Raw genomic sequence first — 14,366 nt, forward strand, 5'->3', positions numbered from 1 at the left:
CAGTTTAGCGCAGGAGACGCTTGATGAACGGATTGGACAGCAAGGTCGTCGCCATCACCGGGGCCAGCAGCGGGATCGGCGCGGCCACCGCCCGGGAACTGGCCGGCCGCGGCGCCGCGGTTGTGCTGGGCGCCCGGCGCACCGACCGGCTCGACACGCTGGTGGCGCGGATCCGGAGCGAGGGCGGCCGCGCGGAGATGCTGGCCGTCGACGTCACCGAGCGCGCCGACCTCGAGCGGCTCGTGGCCCTCGCCGTGGACCGGTTCGGCCGCCTCGACGTCCTGGTGGGCAACGCCGGCGTCGCGCGGACCGCGCCCGTGGCGGACCTCGACGTCGACGACTGGGACCGGATGATCAACGTCAACCTGCGTGGTGTCCTGCACGGCATCGCCGCCGCACTCCCGGTGTTCCGCAGCCAGGGGCACGGGCACCTCGTCACCACGGTGTCGACGTCGGGCCTCAAGATCGTGCCGACCCAGGCGGTCTACGCGGGTACCAAGAACGCGGTGCGCACGCTGCTGGAGGCGCTGCGCCAGGAGTCCACCGACGGCGTGCTGCGCACGACGTCCGTCTCGCCGGGCTTCGTGCACACCGAACTCGTCGACCACATCGACGACCCGGCGCAGCGAGAGCAGGCGCAGCACGCCATGGCGACGCTCGGCATCAGTCCCGACGCCGTCGCGCGCGCCATCGCCTTCGCCATCGAGCAGCCCGACGACGTCGAAATCGGCGACATCACCATCCGGCCGGCCCGGCAGGGCTGACGGCGGCTCAGCGGTTCAGGGGACCGGTGAGCCGGCCGGTGCGCGGCTCGAGCCCGCACACGGCGAGCCGGCTGCCCGCGGCCCAGGCGGCTTCGTCGGGCGGGTAGCCGACGAGCTGCAGTTCCCCCGGGAGCCGGCCGGCGCCCCGCCCGCCGAACATGTTCGCCAGCCGGCTTTCGCAGCTGCTCTGCGCCGAGGCCCGGGCGTCCCGGCTGCCGGGGTACGAGAGCTGCGGATCGGCCACCGTGAACGCGTCGAGCACCTCGCCGTCGTGCTCCTCGGTGCACGGAACGCGGACGGCGTCCTGGCCGGGACGCGCGGTGTTGTAGCAGTTCCCGACCTGCAGCGCGGCGATCGGCGCGTTCGACGAGCCGACCTGGCTGATCGCCAGCAGGAACACCGCGAGCGGCAGCACGGTGATCCAGACCACGCTCGCGGCGATCCCGCCGATCGCGAGGCCGCGGCCGCGCTCGCCGGTCCGGTGGATCCGGACCAGCGCGGTGATGCCGAAGACCAGCCCCAGCACCGCCGTGATCCCGAGGAAGCCCAGCACCCCGGTGACCAGGGCCGGGACCGCGAGACCGTCCCGTTCGGCGGGCACGGCTGTTTCGGGCTCGGTCATGATTTCCCCCTCGGATCCCCTGCCGGAGAGCCTAAAGGGACGAACGAGCCGGGAAGCTAACGATTCAGGCGTCGACCGTGGCCTTCTTCGTCAACGCCTTCTCCGCGAAGGCGCCGAAGGCCAGGCCCAGCACCAGCCACAACGTCACCTGGGTGCCGATCGACGCCGTCCGGAAGCTCCACAGCGTCGACGCCGGGAACTCCGCCGGGACCTCGTCGACCACCGGCATCAGCCAGGCCACGACGCCGATCACGACGAGGTAGCCCGCCGCGGCGAGGAGGAAGCCGTTCCACGCGCCGAAGCGGTCCGCGAGCTTGCGGCCGAACACCGTGGCCAGGATGCCGGCGAGCAGCGACACGGCGACGAACCCGAAGTACAGCTCGGTGCGCGAGCCGATGGTGCCCGGCTGGCCCACCGCGGGCGGGTTGGCCGGGTACTTCAGGAACGGCACCAGGAACACCACGGTGAACGCGCCCGCCGTGAGCAGCAGGGCCGTCAGCCGGGGCCGCAGGGAGCCGAGGCGGCCTTGGGCGAACGCGAAGGCGAGCGAGAGCAGCCCGCCGATCGCGACGCCGTAAACGAGGACGCCGGTGAGCAGCCCGACGGTGCTCTGGATGTCCCGGGGGACGAGCTCCTCCTCGGGCTCTTCGGCCGGCGCGGGCGCCGCGCCGGCGTCGTGGGAATGCGCGTGGCCGCCGGACTCTTCGAGCCCGATGGCGGTGTTCACCGACGGCTCACCGAAGGCGTAGGCGAACCCGAACGCGAGCACGCCGGCGATCAGGCCCGCGAGCATGCCGCGGACCAGCAAGGTCTTCATCATCGGAGTACGTGCCGCCGATCAGTGGCAGGGGAAGGCCAGCAGGTGCCGGCCGTCGTGCACGAACTCGTGGACGTACATGTTCGCGAAGACCGCGGTCGCGCCCTGTTCGGCGCTGACGAAGTACAGCGCGATCAGGGCGAGGAGCACCACGAACACCGCCCACGGCACGATCTCCCGGATCGGGATCCGGATCGGGAGGGGAACGGCGGGAGCAGCCGTGTGTGACATGGGCGGGGCCTCCTCGGGCTTTCGCGGCCTCATCGGGGTCTCTACGAAGGGATCCGGGTCTGGCTTCCCCCTGGCGGGGGTCACAGTGGCGCGACCGCGCGGACTTGCACCGCGTTCCGGAATCTCCTCGTCTGGCCGGTTGAGCGTAGGTCCGCCGTTCGGGGCGCGTCAATGTGACAATGCCGCGGTGACTCGAATGGTGGCGGCCCTCGATGTGGGCGGTACGACGATCAAGGCGGCACTGCTCGACGAGCAGCTGCAGCCGAAGGCGGCACTGCGGGCGGAGACGGCGCGCAGCGCGGACGGGACGGCGCTGGCCGAGCAGGTCGCGGAGATCGTGGCGAAGCTCGCCGGGCAGGCCGGCACCGGGATGCCCGCCGCGGTCGGCGTGGTGGTGCCGGGCATCGTCGACGAGCAGACCCGCATCTGCCACTTCTCGGCCAACCTCGACTGGCGCGAGGTCCACTTCGGCGAGCTCCTCGAAGGGCGGCTCGGCCTGCCGGTGGCGTTCGGCCACGACGTCACCGCGGGTGGCATCGCCGAGTTCCGCGTCGGCGCCGGCCAGGGCGCGACCAACGCGGCGTTCATCCCGGTCGGCACCGGCATCGCCGCCGCGCTCCTGCTCGACGGCCGGATCCACCGCGCCCACGGGCAGGCCGGCGAGGTCGGGCACATCGACGTCGGCCACTCGGGCAAGTGCGGCTGCGGCGCGATCGGCTGCCTGGAGGCGATCTCCTCGGCGGCCGCGATCGCGCGCCGCTACACCGAGCGCACCGGCCGCGCGGCCGACGGCGCTCGTGAGGTGGTGGACCTGGCCCGCCACGGCGACGAGGTCGCGGTGGCCGTGGTCCAGGACGCCCTCGACGGGCTCGGCCACGGCATCCGCACCCTGCTGACGCTGCTGGGCCCGGAGGTCGTCATCCTCGGCGGCGGTCTCTTCACCGCCGCCGACTACGTGCTCGAGCCGGTGCGGGAGTGGCTGGAAGCGCACCTGACGTTCCAGCGGATGCCGGAGCTGCGGATCGCGAAGCTGGGTGACGAAGCGAGCCGGATGGGCGCCGGACTGCTGGCCCTGGACACGCTCGACCAGCGCTGAGCCGCGCTCCGGTCAAGCCAGGACGACGTTGATCCCGGCCGCTTCGAAAGCCGCCACCTGGCCGGGGTCGGCGCCCGAGTCCGTGATCAGCTGGTGGACGGCCGCCGGGTCGCAGATGCGGGCGAACGCGTGGCCGCCGAGCTTGCCGCTGTCCGCGATCACCACGACGTGACGCGCTCGTGCGGCCAGCAGCCGGTTGATGCTCGCCTCGCCTTCGTGGTGGGCGTACGCGCCGCGCTCGGCGTCGAACGCGTCCACGCCCAGGAACACCAGGTCGAGGGTGATCTGGTCGAGGAACAGGCTGGCCAGCGGCCCGGTCAGCTCGAACGAGTGCTGCCGGGCGACCCCGCCGGTCACGACGATCTTGACGTTCGGCCGCACCGCCAGCTCGTGGGCGATGTTGAGCGCGTTCGTCACCACGGTCAGCGCCGGCGAGCCGTCCCGCCCGCTCAGCTCCGGGCTCAACGCGAGCGCGCGGGCGACCTCCGTGCTCGTCGTGCCGCCGTTGAGCCCGATGACCATGCCGCGTTCGACCAGCCCCGCGGCGGCCGCGCTGATGCGCTGCTTCTCCGGCGCGTTGCGCGCGGCCTTGTGCCGCAGGGGAAGGTCGTACGCCACGTTGCTGGCCACCGCGCCGCCGCGCGTCCGGGTCAGCAGCTGGCGGCCGGCCAGGTGGTCCAGGTCGCGCCGGATCGTGGCGGCGGAGACGTCGAGCTCCTCCGCGGAGGCCTCGACGTCGATCTTTTCCCGCTGTCCCACCATGTCCAGCAGTGCGCTGAGCCGTTCATGCCGGTCCAAGCCAGCCCCTCACGTAGTACCTCTTTCCCGGAGGACAAAGGTACTACGTGAGCGAGGCCGATCAGAGCGAGCGAAGGAACGCCAGCGACGGCATGAAGAAGTACTCGCCGCCGCGCAGGGTCACCGACTGCGGCACCGGCTCGGCCGTGCGCTGCGCCGAACCGCCCCAGTCGACGGTGTAGTCCGACGTCCCGCGGTCACCCTGGCCGATCACCGGGTCGAGCCCCGGCGTGACGCCGTCGACGAACGGGAAGTCCGGGCTGTTCGCCCAGAACCGCTGGGTGAACTCGAACTGGCTGCCCAGCACCGAGTTGAACGCCATGAACAGCAGGCCGACCCCGCCGCTCGGCCGCGCCGCGGGCGGCACGTCGGCGTTCGGGTCGTCCGGCCGCTCGCCGTAGGTGACACCGCGGCGGGCCATCAGGTGCCGGCGTTCCTCGGGCAGCTGCTCGCGGCCGCCGGAGCCGCGCGGGTTCGTCTTGCGGATGTGCGCCTGGTACGGGCACTTCAGCGCGCCGAGATCGCTGTCGTAGGTGAAGTTGTTCGACACCGGGCTTTCCGCGCCGTCCTCCCGCTGGGTGGTCAGCGGCGTGCCGTCCTCGAACCGGCCGATGATCATCGCCCCGGCGCGCTCCCGGTCTTCGCCGGTGAGGCCGAGCGTGTCGGCCAGATCCGCTTCGGCCTGCTTGAAGCGCCGCACGTTCTGTTCGAGCTTGCGGAAAACGAAGTAACTGCCGAAATGCACCCCGGGATCCGGCGCCGCGGTGTCCGGAACCAGCACCTGGGAAAGCGGCGCCGACGGGTTCCACACGTTGATGCCGTCGGTGTTGTTCTTTTCCGCGTCGACGTCTTCGGCGAGGAACAGCGGCTGGCTCCGGCCGTCGACGTACCCGAAGTGCTCGATGCCTTCGCCGCGTGCGTTGACGCGGCCGAGGCCGGTTTCCTCGGCCGACACGGTGACCGAATCCGGCAGCAGGCCGAGGATTTCGTTGCGCCGCGCGGTCATCGCCTTGTCGGTGGCGTCACCGACGAGCACGACGGCGTGGATTTCGCCGTGGTAACCCGGATCGAACGTCGAGCGCGGTGGGTCGTTCAGCTGCTTCCGCGTCTCCGGGTCCGCCATCCCGCGCAGGAACGAGCTGTCCTGCGGGAAGTTTTCGACGCCGAGGGCGCGGTAGCCGGCCGCGGTCAGCCCGGCGCCGACGTACGGCGTGCCCGCGGCGCCCGCGGTCTTGAACGCGCCGACCTCGTCGAGGTGGGCCTTGGCGGACTTCATCTTCCCGGTGAGCGAGACGAGGAACGCCCGCGCCTCGGCCGCGTCCCCGAAAGTGAGGAACAGCGCGGAAAGATGGTCGCGGACGTGGGCCTTGAGGATGTTCGGCTGCAGCTCGCCGAGCATCGTCGCGGCGTCCCCGGTCGCGGTGGTCCAGTGCAGCGTGGTGGACAGATCAACACTCATCTTCGGGTCCCCTCCCGTGTAAAACCCGCCTGACGGCGGTATCCACGCACCGGCCGAATCCCCCTTCGACCGGTGCGCGGCCCCTGAACACAGAATGGAGGTACAGGACGAGTGAATGCCACCCTTCCGGCTGATTCACACGAAAGATTAAGTTGAAAGCTGAATTGCCGCGGAAAACGGAACGGGCCCCGTCCGGCATCGGCCGGACGGGGCCCGCGCGCCCCCGCGTCTAACGGATCAGAACCACCACTGGTGCTGGCCACCCGCGATGAAGTCCCACAGCTGCAGCCGCGTGCCGTTGCCGCCGCCCGTGCTCTCGGCGGTCAGGTGCCGCGGGCCGGCGGGCGTCTGGAACCGCAGGTAGCCCTCCGGGATCTCGGTCATGGACCACCACTGGTTCTTGCCGCCGGCGATGAAGTCCCACAGCTGGACCTTGGTGCCGTTCTTGCCGATCGAGTTCAGGTCGGCGTCGAGGTACCGGCCGCTCTGGTAGTTCTGGAACCGGAAGTAGCCTTCCGGGTTCTGGGTGAGCCAGAACGCCTGCTGCGGCGCGGTGTCGTTGCAGTCCCAGAGCTGCATCTTCGTGCCGTTGGCGTTGATCGTGTTCACGTCGGCGTCCCAGCACCGGCCGAACTTCACGGACTCGATGATGTACGGCCCCGGGTCGACGGCCTCGGCGGCCGTCCCGGTGGTGGACCGCTGCTTGGCCGCGCCGGCGACCTTCGACGGGCGCAGCTTCAGGTCGCCGATCGACGTGACCTTCACGTCCCCCTTGCCGCCGTCGGCCGGCGCCGCGCCGGCCTGCGGCACGGCGACCAGGCCGAACAGGCCCGCCGCCGCGGCGACCGTCACCATCAGTCGCTTCATCTTCGTCATCGTTCCCCTTTTTCGGCATCAACGGTGTACCGGACGACGAAGGGAAGAAGGCAGGCAGCGGCCGGCCCCGGGTCCCTGCGGACCCGGCGCTCGGTTGGTGCCGGCAAATCCCCCTCGTCGAGACCGCGAACCCCCGAAAGCGATCTCTGAAGCCATCATTCAGTGCCGGTCCGTCCCCGTCGAGAAGATTTCCCGGAGAGGCAAAAACGCAGGTCAGGCGTGTAACGGAACGTGATCTCGGGCCGATGGACGGGCAGGACACCCGGGGGGATGCGTGCGCATCGAGCTGACGTTGCAGGACCTCATCCGCGTCGCGCTCGCGGCCGCCGCCGACCCGATGGCGGAGCTCGCCGGGAGCCTGCAGGTGCTGCAGCGCCGGGACGGCGGTCGCAACGCGGCGTCGTCGGCGTTCAACCGCTGGCGGTACCGGGTGTGGCAGGGCCTGCCGGACTCGGCGGCGGTGCTGATGTGGCTCTGCCGCCCGGACGCGCCGGTCCCGGAGTTCCTGCTGCCCGCCGCCGGACGCTACGACCTGGAGTCCGGGCTGGCGGCGGTGCTGAAGACGGAACCGTTGAGCCTCAAGGCGGCGTTGCGCACCGCGCCGGTCGACCACGACCTGCCGGCGTGGGCGGCCGCGCTCGCCGACGGCGACACCGCGGGCCTGCCCCGATTGGTCCAGGCCATGCAGGACTACCACGACCTGGCGGTCGCGCCGGGCTGGGACGTCGTCTGCGCCCAGGTGGACGCGGACCTCGGCATGCGCACCCAGCTGCTGCTCCACGGCGGCGTCGACGCGCTGCTGACCGGCCTCCGCCCCAAGGTGCGCTGGGCGGCGCCCGTCCTGGAGACCGACGACCGCATCCTCGAGACCCTCCCGTCGGAGGGCACCGGGCTGCTGCTGGTGCCGACGTACTTCTCGGTGTGCCCGGCCCTGATCCCTCCGGTCCCGGGCGGCACACCCCGGCTGCACTACCCGTGCGTCCGCCAGGCGGCGCACCCCGCGGGCTTCGACCGCGCGACGCGCAGGTCGCCGGGCAACGCACTGGCGGACCTGCTGGGCCCGACCCGCGCGGCGGCGCTGACGGTCCTGGCGGTGGGGTGTTCAACCTCGGAGCTGGCGGCGAGGCTGGGGGTGACGCCGTCGGCGGTGAGCAAGCACACGACGGTGCTGCGGCGGGCGGGGCTGATCATCACGCACCGGGAGCGGAACACCGTGCTGCACTCGCTGACGCCGCTGGGAAGCGCTCTCCTGGACAGCTAGCTCGGCCGGTCCACGCGTACCCAGCCGGACGACTCGCGTGCCTGGACGGACGACTCGCGTGCCTGGACGGACGACTCGCGTACCTGGAGGGTCGGTTCGTGAGCTGGCGACCTCGAAAAGGGTTGCCACTGCTGACAAGTGGGACAGCGCCGGCGGAGGTGGCGACGATGACACCTCCGCCGGCGCCGGGTCTTACGCGATCGGCCGGTCCGTCGGCGCGATCGGCGCGGGCAGGAAGTCCCGCCCGGTCAAGTAGGCGTCCACGCCGGCCGCGGCGCTGCGGCCTTCCGCGATCGCCCAGACGATCAGGGACTGGCCGCGGCCCATGTCGCCGGCCACGAACACGTTGTCCAGGCTCGTCTTGAACGCCTTGTCGCGCGCCACGTTGCCGCGCGGGTCCAGCTCGACGCCGAGGTCCTCGATCAGGCCCTTCTTCTGCGGCCCGAGGAAGCCCATCGCCAGCAGGACGAGCTGCGCGGGCAGCTCGCGTTCCGAACCGGGCACCGGGACGAACTTGCCACTCTCGTTGCGCACCTCGACCAGCTTCAACGCGCGGACCCGGCCGGCCGAATCACCCAGGAACTCCTGCGTGTTCACCGCGTACATCCGCTCGCCGCCCTCTTCGTGCGCCGAGGAAACCCGGTAGATCATCGGGTAGGTCGGCCACGGGTGCGCGTCCGAACGGGACTCCGGCGGCTTGGGCATGATCTCGAGCTGCGTCACCGAACGAGCGCCCTGGCGGTGCGACGTCCCGACGCAGTCCGCGCCCGTGTCACCGCCGCCGATCACGATGACGTCCAAGCCGGAAGCGTCGAAGGGAGACGACTCGAGGTCGCCGGACGCGACCCGGTTGGCCGGCGGCAGGAACTCCATCGCCTGGTGGATGCCGTCGAGCTCCCGGCCGGGGATCGGCAGGTCGCGCCAGTCGGTCGCGCCACCCGCGAGCACCACGGCGTCGTAGGACGACTGCAGCTCGTCGACGGAAAGGTCGACGCCGACGTTCACCGAGGTGCGGAACTCCGTGCCCTCGGCTTCCATCTGCGCGATCCGCCGGTCGAGGCGGTGCTTCTCCATCTTGAACTCGGGGATGCCGTAGCGCAGCAGCCCGCCGATCTTGTCGGCCCGCTCGAGGACCACGACGCTGTGGCCCGCGCGCGTGAGCTGCTGCGCCGCGGCAAGTCCCGACGGGCCGGACCCGACCACCGCGACCTTCTTGCCGGTGCGGGCGGTGGGCGGCTGCGGGGTCACCCAGCCCTCTTCGAAGGCGCGGTCGACGATGGAGATCTCGACGCGCTTGATCGTCACCGGGTCGTCGTTGATCCCGAGCACACACGCGGTTTCGCACGGCGCCGGGCACAGCGTGCCGGTGAACTCCGGGAAGTTGTTGGTCGCGTGCAGCCGTTCGATCGCCTGCTGCCAGTCCTCCCGCCACACCAGGGTGTTCCACTCCGGGATGAGGTTCCCGAGCGGGCAGCCCTGGTGGCAGAACGGGATGCCGCAGTCCATGCAGCGGCCGGCCTGCTTCTCCAGCTTCGTCGACGCGAAGTCTTCGTAGACCTCTCGCCAGTCCATCAGCCGGAGGTCGACCGGACGGCGCTTCGGCTCTTCGCGGGTGGTGGTCAGAAAGCCCTTGGGGTCAGCCATGTGCGGCCTCCATGATCGCCTCGTTCACGTCGCGCCCGTCACGTTCGGCCTGCACCTGGGCCTCGAGCACACGCTTGTAGTCCTTCGGCATGACCTTCCCGAAGCGGTCGACACCCGCGTCCCAGTCGGCCAGCAGCTCCCGCGCGACGGCGGATTCCGTTTCGTCGTAGTGCTTTTCCAGCGTCTCGCGCAGGAAGTCCGCGTCCTCGGAGTCGAGCGGGTCGAGGTCGACCATCTCCGGGTTGACGCGGTGCGCGGGCAGGTCGAGCACGTACGCGACACCGCCGGACATACCGGCCGCGAAGTTGCGCCCGATCGGCCCGAGCACGACCATCCGGCCGCCGGTCATGTACTCGCCGCCGTGGTCGCCGACCCCTTCGACGACGGCCAGCGCGCCGGAGTTGCGCACGCAGAACCGCTCGCCGACCTTGCCGCGGATGAAGATCTCGCCGCTGGTCGCGCCGTAGGCGATCACGTTGCCGGCGATGATGTGGTCCTCGGCGGCGATCCGCGCCTCCTTCGGCGGGCGCACGATCAGCCGGCCGCCGGAGAGGCCCTTGCCGACGTAGTCGTTGCCGTCGCCGTAGAGCCGCAGCGTGATGCCCTTCGGCAGGAACGCGCCGAACGACTGGCCGGCGGTCCCGGTGAAGGTGACGTCGATGGTGTCGTCCGGCAGGCCTTCGCCGCCCCACCGCTTGGTGAGCTCGGAGCCGAGCATGGTGCCGACGGTCCGGTTCACGTTGCGGACCGGCAGTTCCAGCCGCACCTTGTCACCCGAGTTCAGGGCGCCCTCGGCGAGCTGGATCAGCGTGTTGTCGAGCGCCTTCTCCAGCCCGTGGTCCTGCTGCGTCTGCTGGAGCCGCAGCCCGGCGGGTGCCATGTCGGGCACGTGGAAGATCGGCGACAGGTCCAGCCCGGCCGCCTTCCAGTGGTCGACGGCCTTGCGCTTGTCGAGGAACTCGGCGTGCCCGACCGCCTCGGCGATCGACCGGAAACCCAGCTCCGCCAGGTACTCCCGGACCTCCTGGGCGATGAACTCGAAGAAGTTGACAACGTATTCGGCCTTGCCGCTGAACTTCTCGCGCAGCTTCGGGTTCTGCGTCGCGACACCCACCGGGCACGTGTCGAGGTGGCAGACGCGCATCATGATGCAGCCGGACACCACCAGCGGCGCGGTCGCGAAGCCGAACTCCTCGGCGCCGAGCAGCGCCGCGATGATCACGTCGCGGCCGGTCTTGAGCTGGCCGTCGGTCTGCACCACGATCCGGTCGCGCAGCCGGTTGGCCAGCAGCGTCTGCTGCGTCTCGGCCAGGCCGAGCTCCCACGGGCCACCGGCGTGCTTGATGGACGACAGCGGCGAAGCGCCCGTCCCGCCGTCGTGGCCCGAGATGAGCACGACGTCGGCGTGGGCCTTGGACACACCCGCGGCGACCGTGCCGACGCCGACCTCGGACACGAGCTTCACGTGGATGCGCGCGTTCGGGTTGGCGTTCTTCAGGTCGTGGATCAGCTGCGCCAGGTCCTCGATCGAGTAGATGTCGTGGTGCGGCGGCGGCGAGATCAGGCCGACACCCGGTGTCGAGAACCGCGTCTTCGCGATCCACGGGTACACCTTCGCGCCGGGCAACTGGCCGCCTTCGCCGGGCTTCGCGCCCTGCGCCATCTTGATCTGGATGTCGTCGGCGTTGACGAGGTATTCGCTCGTGACGCCGAAGCGGCCCGAAGCGACCTGCTTGACCGCTGAGCGACGCTCCGGGTCGTACAGCCGCTCCGCGTCTTCGCCGCCCTCACCGGTGTTGGACTTGCCGCCGAGGCGGTTCATCGCGATGGCGAGGGTCTGGTGCATCTCCATCGAGATCGACCCGTAGGAGATCGCGCCGGTGGCGAACCGCTTGACGATCTCCGAGACCGGCTCGACCTCGTCGATCGGCACCGGCGCGCGCTTGCCGTACTTGAAGTCGAACAGCCCGCGCAGCGTCAGCAGCTTCTCGGCCTGGTCGTCGACGGCCTTCGTGTACTCCTTGAAGACCTCGTACTTCCCGGACCGCGTGGAGTGCTGGAGCTTGAACACCGTCTGCGGGTTGAACAGGTGCGGCTCGCCCTCGCGCCGCCACTGGTAGTCCGCGCCGGTCTCGAGCTCGCGGTGGGTGGCGCGGACGCCGTCGGCCGGGAACGCGTACTTGTGGCGCTTCGCGACCTCGTCGGCGAGCGTCTCGAAGCCGACACCGCCGAGGCGGGACGTCGTGCCGGTGAAGCAGTTCTCGACGACGTCTTCGCCGAGCCCGACCGCCTCGAAGATCTGCGCGCCGGTGTAGGACGCCACGGTCGAAACGCCCATCTTGGACATCGTCTTCCGGACACCCTTGCCCAGCGCCTTGATCAGGTTCTGCGTCGCCTGCTTCGGCGTCACGCCCGGGATCAGGCCCTGGTGGGCCATCTCCTCGACGGTCGCCATCGCCAGGTACGGGTTCACCGCGGCGACGCCGTAGCCGATGAGCAGCGCGATGTGGTGCACCTCGCGTGCGTCGCCGGCCTCGACGATGAGGCCGACCTGCGTGCGCGTCTTCTCGCGGACGAGGTGGTGGTGCACGGCGCCGGTCAGCAGCAGCGACGGGATCGGCGCGTGGTCCTCGTCGACCCCGCGGTCGGACAGCACGATCAGCCGCGCGCCGTCCTCGATCGCCTCCGACACCTCGGCGCGGATCTCGTCGAGCCGCTGGACCAGGGCCTCGCCGCCGCCGTGGACGTTGTACCGGCCGAGCACGGTGACGGCCTGGAACTCCGGCAGCGTGCCGTCGTCGTTGACGTGCACCAGCTTGGCGAGCTGGTCGTTGTCGAGCACCGGGAACGGCAGCGCGATCCGGCGGCAGGACGCCGCGTTGCCGACGAGCAGGTTCGGCTCGGCGCCGATCTGCGTGCCGAGCGCGGTCACCAGCTCCTCGCGGATCGCGTCCAGCGGCGGGTTCGTGACCTGCGCGAACAGCTGGATGAAGTAGTCGAAGATGAGCCGCGGCCGGCTCGACAGCGTGGCGAGCGGCGAGTCGTTGCCCATCGAGCCGATCGGCTCCGCGCCGGTGCGGGCCATCGGCTCGAGGATGACTTCGAGCTCTTCCTCGGTGTAGCCGAACGCCTGCTGGCGGCGGACGAGCGCGGCGTGCAGCGGCACCTCGCGGTCACGCTCGGGCAGGTCCTCGAGCTGCAGCAGGCCGGCCTCGACCCACTCGTCGTAGGGGTGCGCGGTGGCCAGGTCACCCTTGATCTCTTCGTCCTCGACGATCCGGCCCGCCACGGTGTCCACCAGGAACATCCGGCCGGGCTCGAGGCGTCCCTTGCGGACGATCGTCGCCGGGTCGATGTCGAGCACGCCGACCTCGGAGGCCAGCACGACGAGGCCGTCGTCGGTCACCCAGTAGCGGCCGGGGCGCAGGCCGTTGCGGTCGAGGACCGCGCCGATCTGGCTGCCGTCGGTGAAGGCGACCAGCGCCGGGCCGTCCCACGGCTCCATCAGCGTCGAGTGGAACTCGTAGAACGCACGCCGCGCCGGGTCCATCTCCTGGTGGTTCTCCCAGGCCTCCGGGATCATCATCAGGACGGCGTGGGGCAGCGGGCGGCCGCCGAGGTGGAGCAGCTCCAGGACCTCGTCGAAGGACGCGGAGTCGCTGGCGCCGCGGGTGATCACCGGGTAGATCCGCTTGAGGTCACCCGGGATCAGGTCGGTCTCCAGCAGCGCCTCGCGGGCGTCCATCCAGTTGCGGTTGCCGCGCAGGGTGTTGATCTCGCCGTTGTGCGCGACGTACCGGTACGGGTGCGCCAGCGGCCACGACGGGAAGGTGTTGGTGGAGAAGCGGGAGTGCACCAGGCCGATGGCGCTGGTGACGCGCTCGTCGGTCAGGTCGGCGAAGAACCGCTCGACCTGGGGCTCGGTGAGCATTCCCTTGTAGACGATCGTCCGCGAGGAGAGGCTCGGGAAGTAGACGTCGTCCTCGACGAGCTCGTGCTCGGCCCGCTTGCGGACGCAGAACGCGCTGCGCTCGATGTGCAGCGGGTCCGAATGCTCCGGCTTCGGGCGGCGCGCGGTGAGGAACAGCTGCGTGAAGTGCGGCATGGTCTCGGCCGCGGTCGGCCCGCAGTGCTCGGTGTGCACCGGCAGCTCTCGCCAGCCGAGGACACGCATGTCCTCTTCGGCCGCGATGCGCTCGATGGTCGTCATGGCCCGGCCGCGGCGCTTTTCGTCCTGCGGCAGGAAAGCGGTGCCGACGGCGTAGGTGCCCGGCTCGGGGAGCTCGAAGTCCACGACTTCGCGGTAGAACTCGTCCGGGATCTGGATCAGCAGGCCGGCGCCGTCACCGGTGTCCGGTTCGGCGCCCCGCGCCCCGCGATGTTCCAGGTTGCGCAACGCGACCAGGGCCTTCGCGACGATCGCATGATCCCGTCGTCCGGTCAGGTCGGCGACGAAGGCGACACCGCAGGCGTCGTGTTCGTAGTCGCTGCGGTAAAGGCCCCGGGCCTCGGCGTTGCTGAGCTGCTCCCCGGACGGGGGCAGGGAACTGGCACGGTGGGTCACGGCTGGCCGCCTCCCAAGGCGTTGGCGCGACCGGTACTCACTCCATCGAGTGGTTCATGCTGAACCGGTTAACGAAGTGGTCCGGTACCGCGATGGTCAGTCGAGAACTGTTGCTGTTGTCGGCGTTGGTGAAGTGCTGGATGCCGCGAGCTACCGGCCGGGCGGCGATGCACGGAAACCGGACGCGGGTCATCTGGGAGGCCGCACAACGCTGGGCAGCCGAACATGTCGGTC

The 14,366-nt window shown here is 70.6% G+C and carries 11 protein-coding genes; 3 read left to right on the forward strand and 8 right to left on the reverse strand.

The genetic code is table 11. The features are described 5' to 3' along the window. Window positions 1-23: 23 nt before the first annotated feature. Window positions 24-764, forward strand: coding sequence for an SDR family oxidoreductase (locus ACIA5G_RS46415; RefSeq protein ID WP_395935585.1), 741 nt, complete (start codon window positions 24-26; stop codon window positions 762-764). A gap of 7 nt (window positions 765-771) precedes the next feature. Here ACIA5G_RS46415 and ACIA5G_RS46420 read toward each other — a convergent pair whose 3' ends face one another. The 3 genes from ACIA5G_RS46420 to ACIA5G_RS46430 all read right to left on the reverse strand — a co-directional run bounded on the left by ACIA5G_RS46420 (window position 772) and on the right by ACIA5G_RS46430 (window position 2,434). Then, window positions 772-1,386, reverse strand: coding sequence for a DUF4190 domain-containing protein (locus ACIA5G_RS46420; protein WP_395935587.1), 615 nt, complete (start codon window positions 1,384-1,386; stop codon window positions 772-774). A 64-nt stretch (window positions 1,387-1,450) separates the two neighbouring features. Beyond that, complete coding sequence (locus ACIA5G_RS46425; protein WP_395935589.1) at window positions 1,451-2,206, reverse strand: CbtA family protein; 756 nt, start codon at window positions 2,204-2,206, stop codon at window positions 1,451-1,453. A gap of 18 nt (window positions 2,207-2,224) precedes the next feature. Further along, complete coding sequence (locus ACIA5G_RS46430; protein WP_286002977.1) at window positions 2,225-2,434, reverse strand: CbtB-domain containing protein; 210 nt, start codon at window positions 2,432-2,434, stop codon at window positions 2,225-2,227. A 196-nt stretch (window positions 2,435-2,630) separates the two neighbouring features. Between ACIA5G_RS46430 and ACIA5G_RS46435 the strand changes: the two genes are divergently transcribed. Next, window positions 2,631-3,530, forward strand: coding sequence for an ROK family protein (locus tag ACIA5G_RS46435; RefSeq protein WP_395935853.1), 900 nt, complete (start codon window positions 2,631-2,633; stop codon window positions 3,528-3,530). A 12-nt stretch (window positions 3,531-3,542) separates the two neighbouring features. On the opposite strand, the gene ACIA5G_RS46440 is transcribed toward ACIA5G_RS46435, so the two are convergent. The 3 genes from ACIA5G_RS46440 to ACIA5G_RS46450 all read right to left on the reverse strand — a co-directional run bounded on the left by ACIA5G_RS46440 (window position 3,543) and on the right by ACIA5G_RS46450 (window position 6,654). Further along, the gene (locus ACIA5G_RS46440; RefSeq protein WP_395935591.1) at window positions 3,543-4,328 is read right to left on the reverse strand and encodes a DeoR/GlpR family DNA-binding transcription regulator; all 786 of its coding nucleotides are present in this window, start codon (window positions 4,326-4,328) and stop codon (window positions 3,543-3,545) included. 61 nt (window positions 4,329-4,389) lie between these two features. Further along, window positions 4,390-5,787 carry a Dyp-type peroxidase gene (locus ACIA5G_RS46445; protein ID WP_395935593.1) on the reverse strand — a complete coding sequence of 466 codons (1,398 nt, stop codon included), beginning with the start codon at window positions 5,785-5,787 and terminating at the stop codon, window positions 4,390-4,392. Window positions 5,788-6,024: 237 nt separating this feature from the next. After that, window positions 6,025-6,654: an RICIN domain-containing protein gene (locus ACIA5G_RS46450; RefSeq protein ID WP_395935595.1), complete on the reverse strand. Its 630-nt coding sequence runs from the start codon at window positions 6,652-6,654 to the stop codon at window positions 6,025-6,027. Window positions 6,655-6,937: 283 nt separating this feature from the next. On the opposite strand from ACIA5G_RS46450, the gene ACIA5G_RS46455 reads away from it, so the two are divergent. Next, window positions 6,938-7,924 carry an ArsR/SmtB family transcription factor gene (locus tag ACIA5G_RS46455; RefSeq protein ID WP_395935597.1) on the forward strand — a complete coding sequence of 329 codons (987 nt, stop codon included), beginning with the start codon at window positions 6,938-6,940 and terminating at the stop codon, window positions 7,922-7,924. Window positions 7,925-8,116: 192 nt separating this feature from the next. Here the strand turns inward: ACIA5G_RS46455 and ACIA5G_RS46460 are convergent, their stop codons facing one another. Together ACIA5G_RS46460 and gltB are read right to left on the reverse strand one after the other, a co-directional pair. Further along, entirely contained in the window at window positions 8,117-9,568 is a 1,452-nt protein-coding gene (locus ACIA5G_RS46460) for a glutamate synthase subunit beta (protein WP_395935599.1), read from the reverse strand. Continuing rightward, on the reverse strand, window positions 9,561-14,132 hold the full coding sequence (gene gltB, locus ACIA5G_RS46465; protein ID WP_395935601.1) for a glutamate synthase large subunit: 4,572 nt from the start codon (window positions 14,130-14,132) through the stop codon (window positions 9,561-9,563). Before gltB ends, ACIA5G_RS46460 begins: the two co-directional genes overlap by 8 nt. Window positions 14,133-14,366: the final 234 nt, after the last annotated feature.

The sequence above is a fragment of the Amycolatopsis sp. NPDC051758 genome, assembly GCF_044453095.1.
Taxonomy (GTDB): domain Bacteria; phylum Actinomycetota; class Actinomycetes; order Mycobacteriales; family Pseudonocardiaceae; genus Amycolatopsis.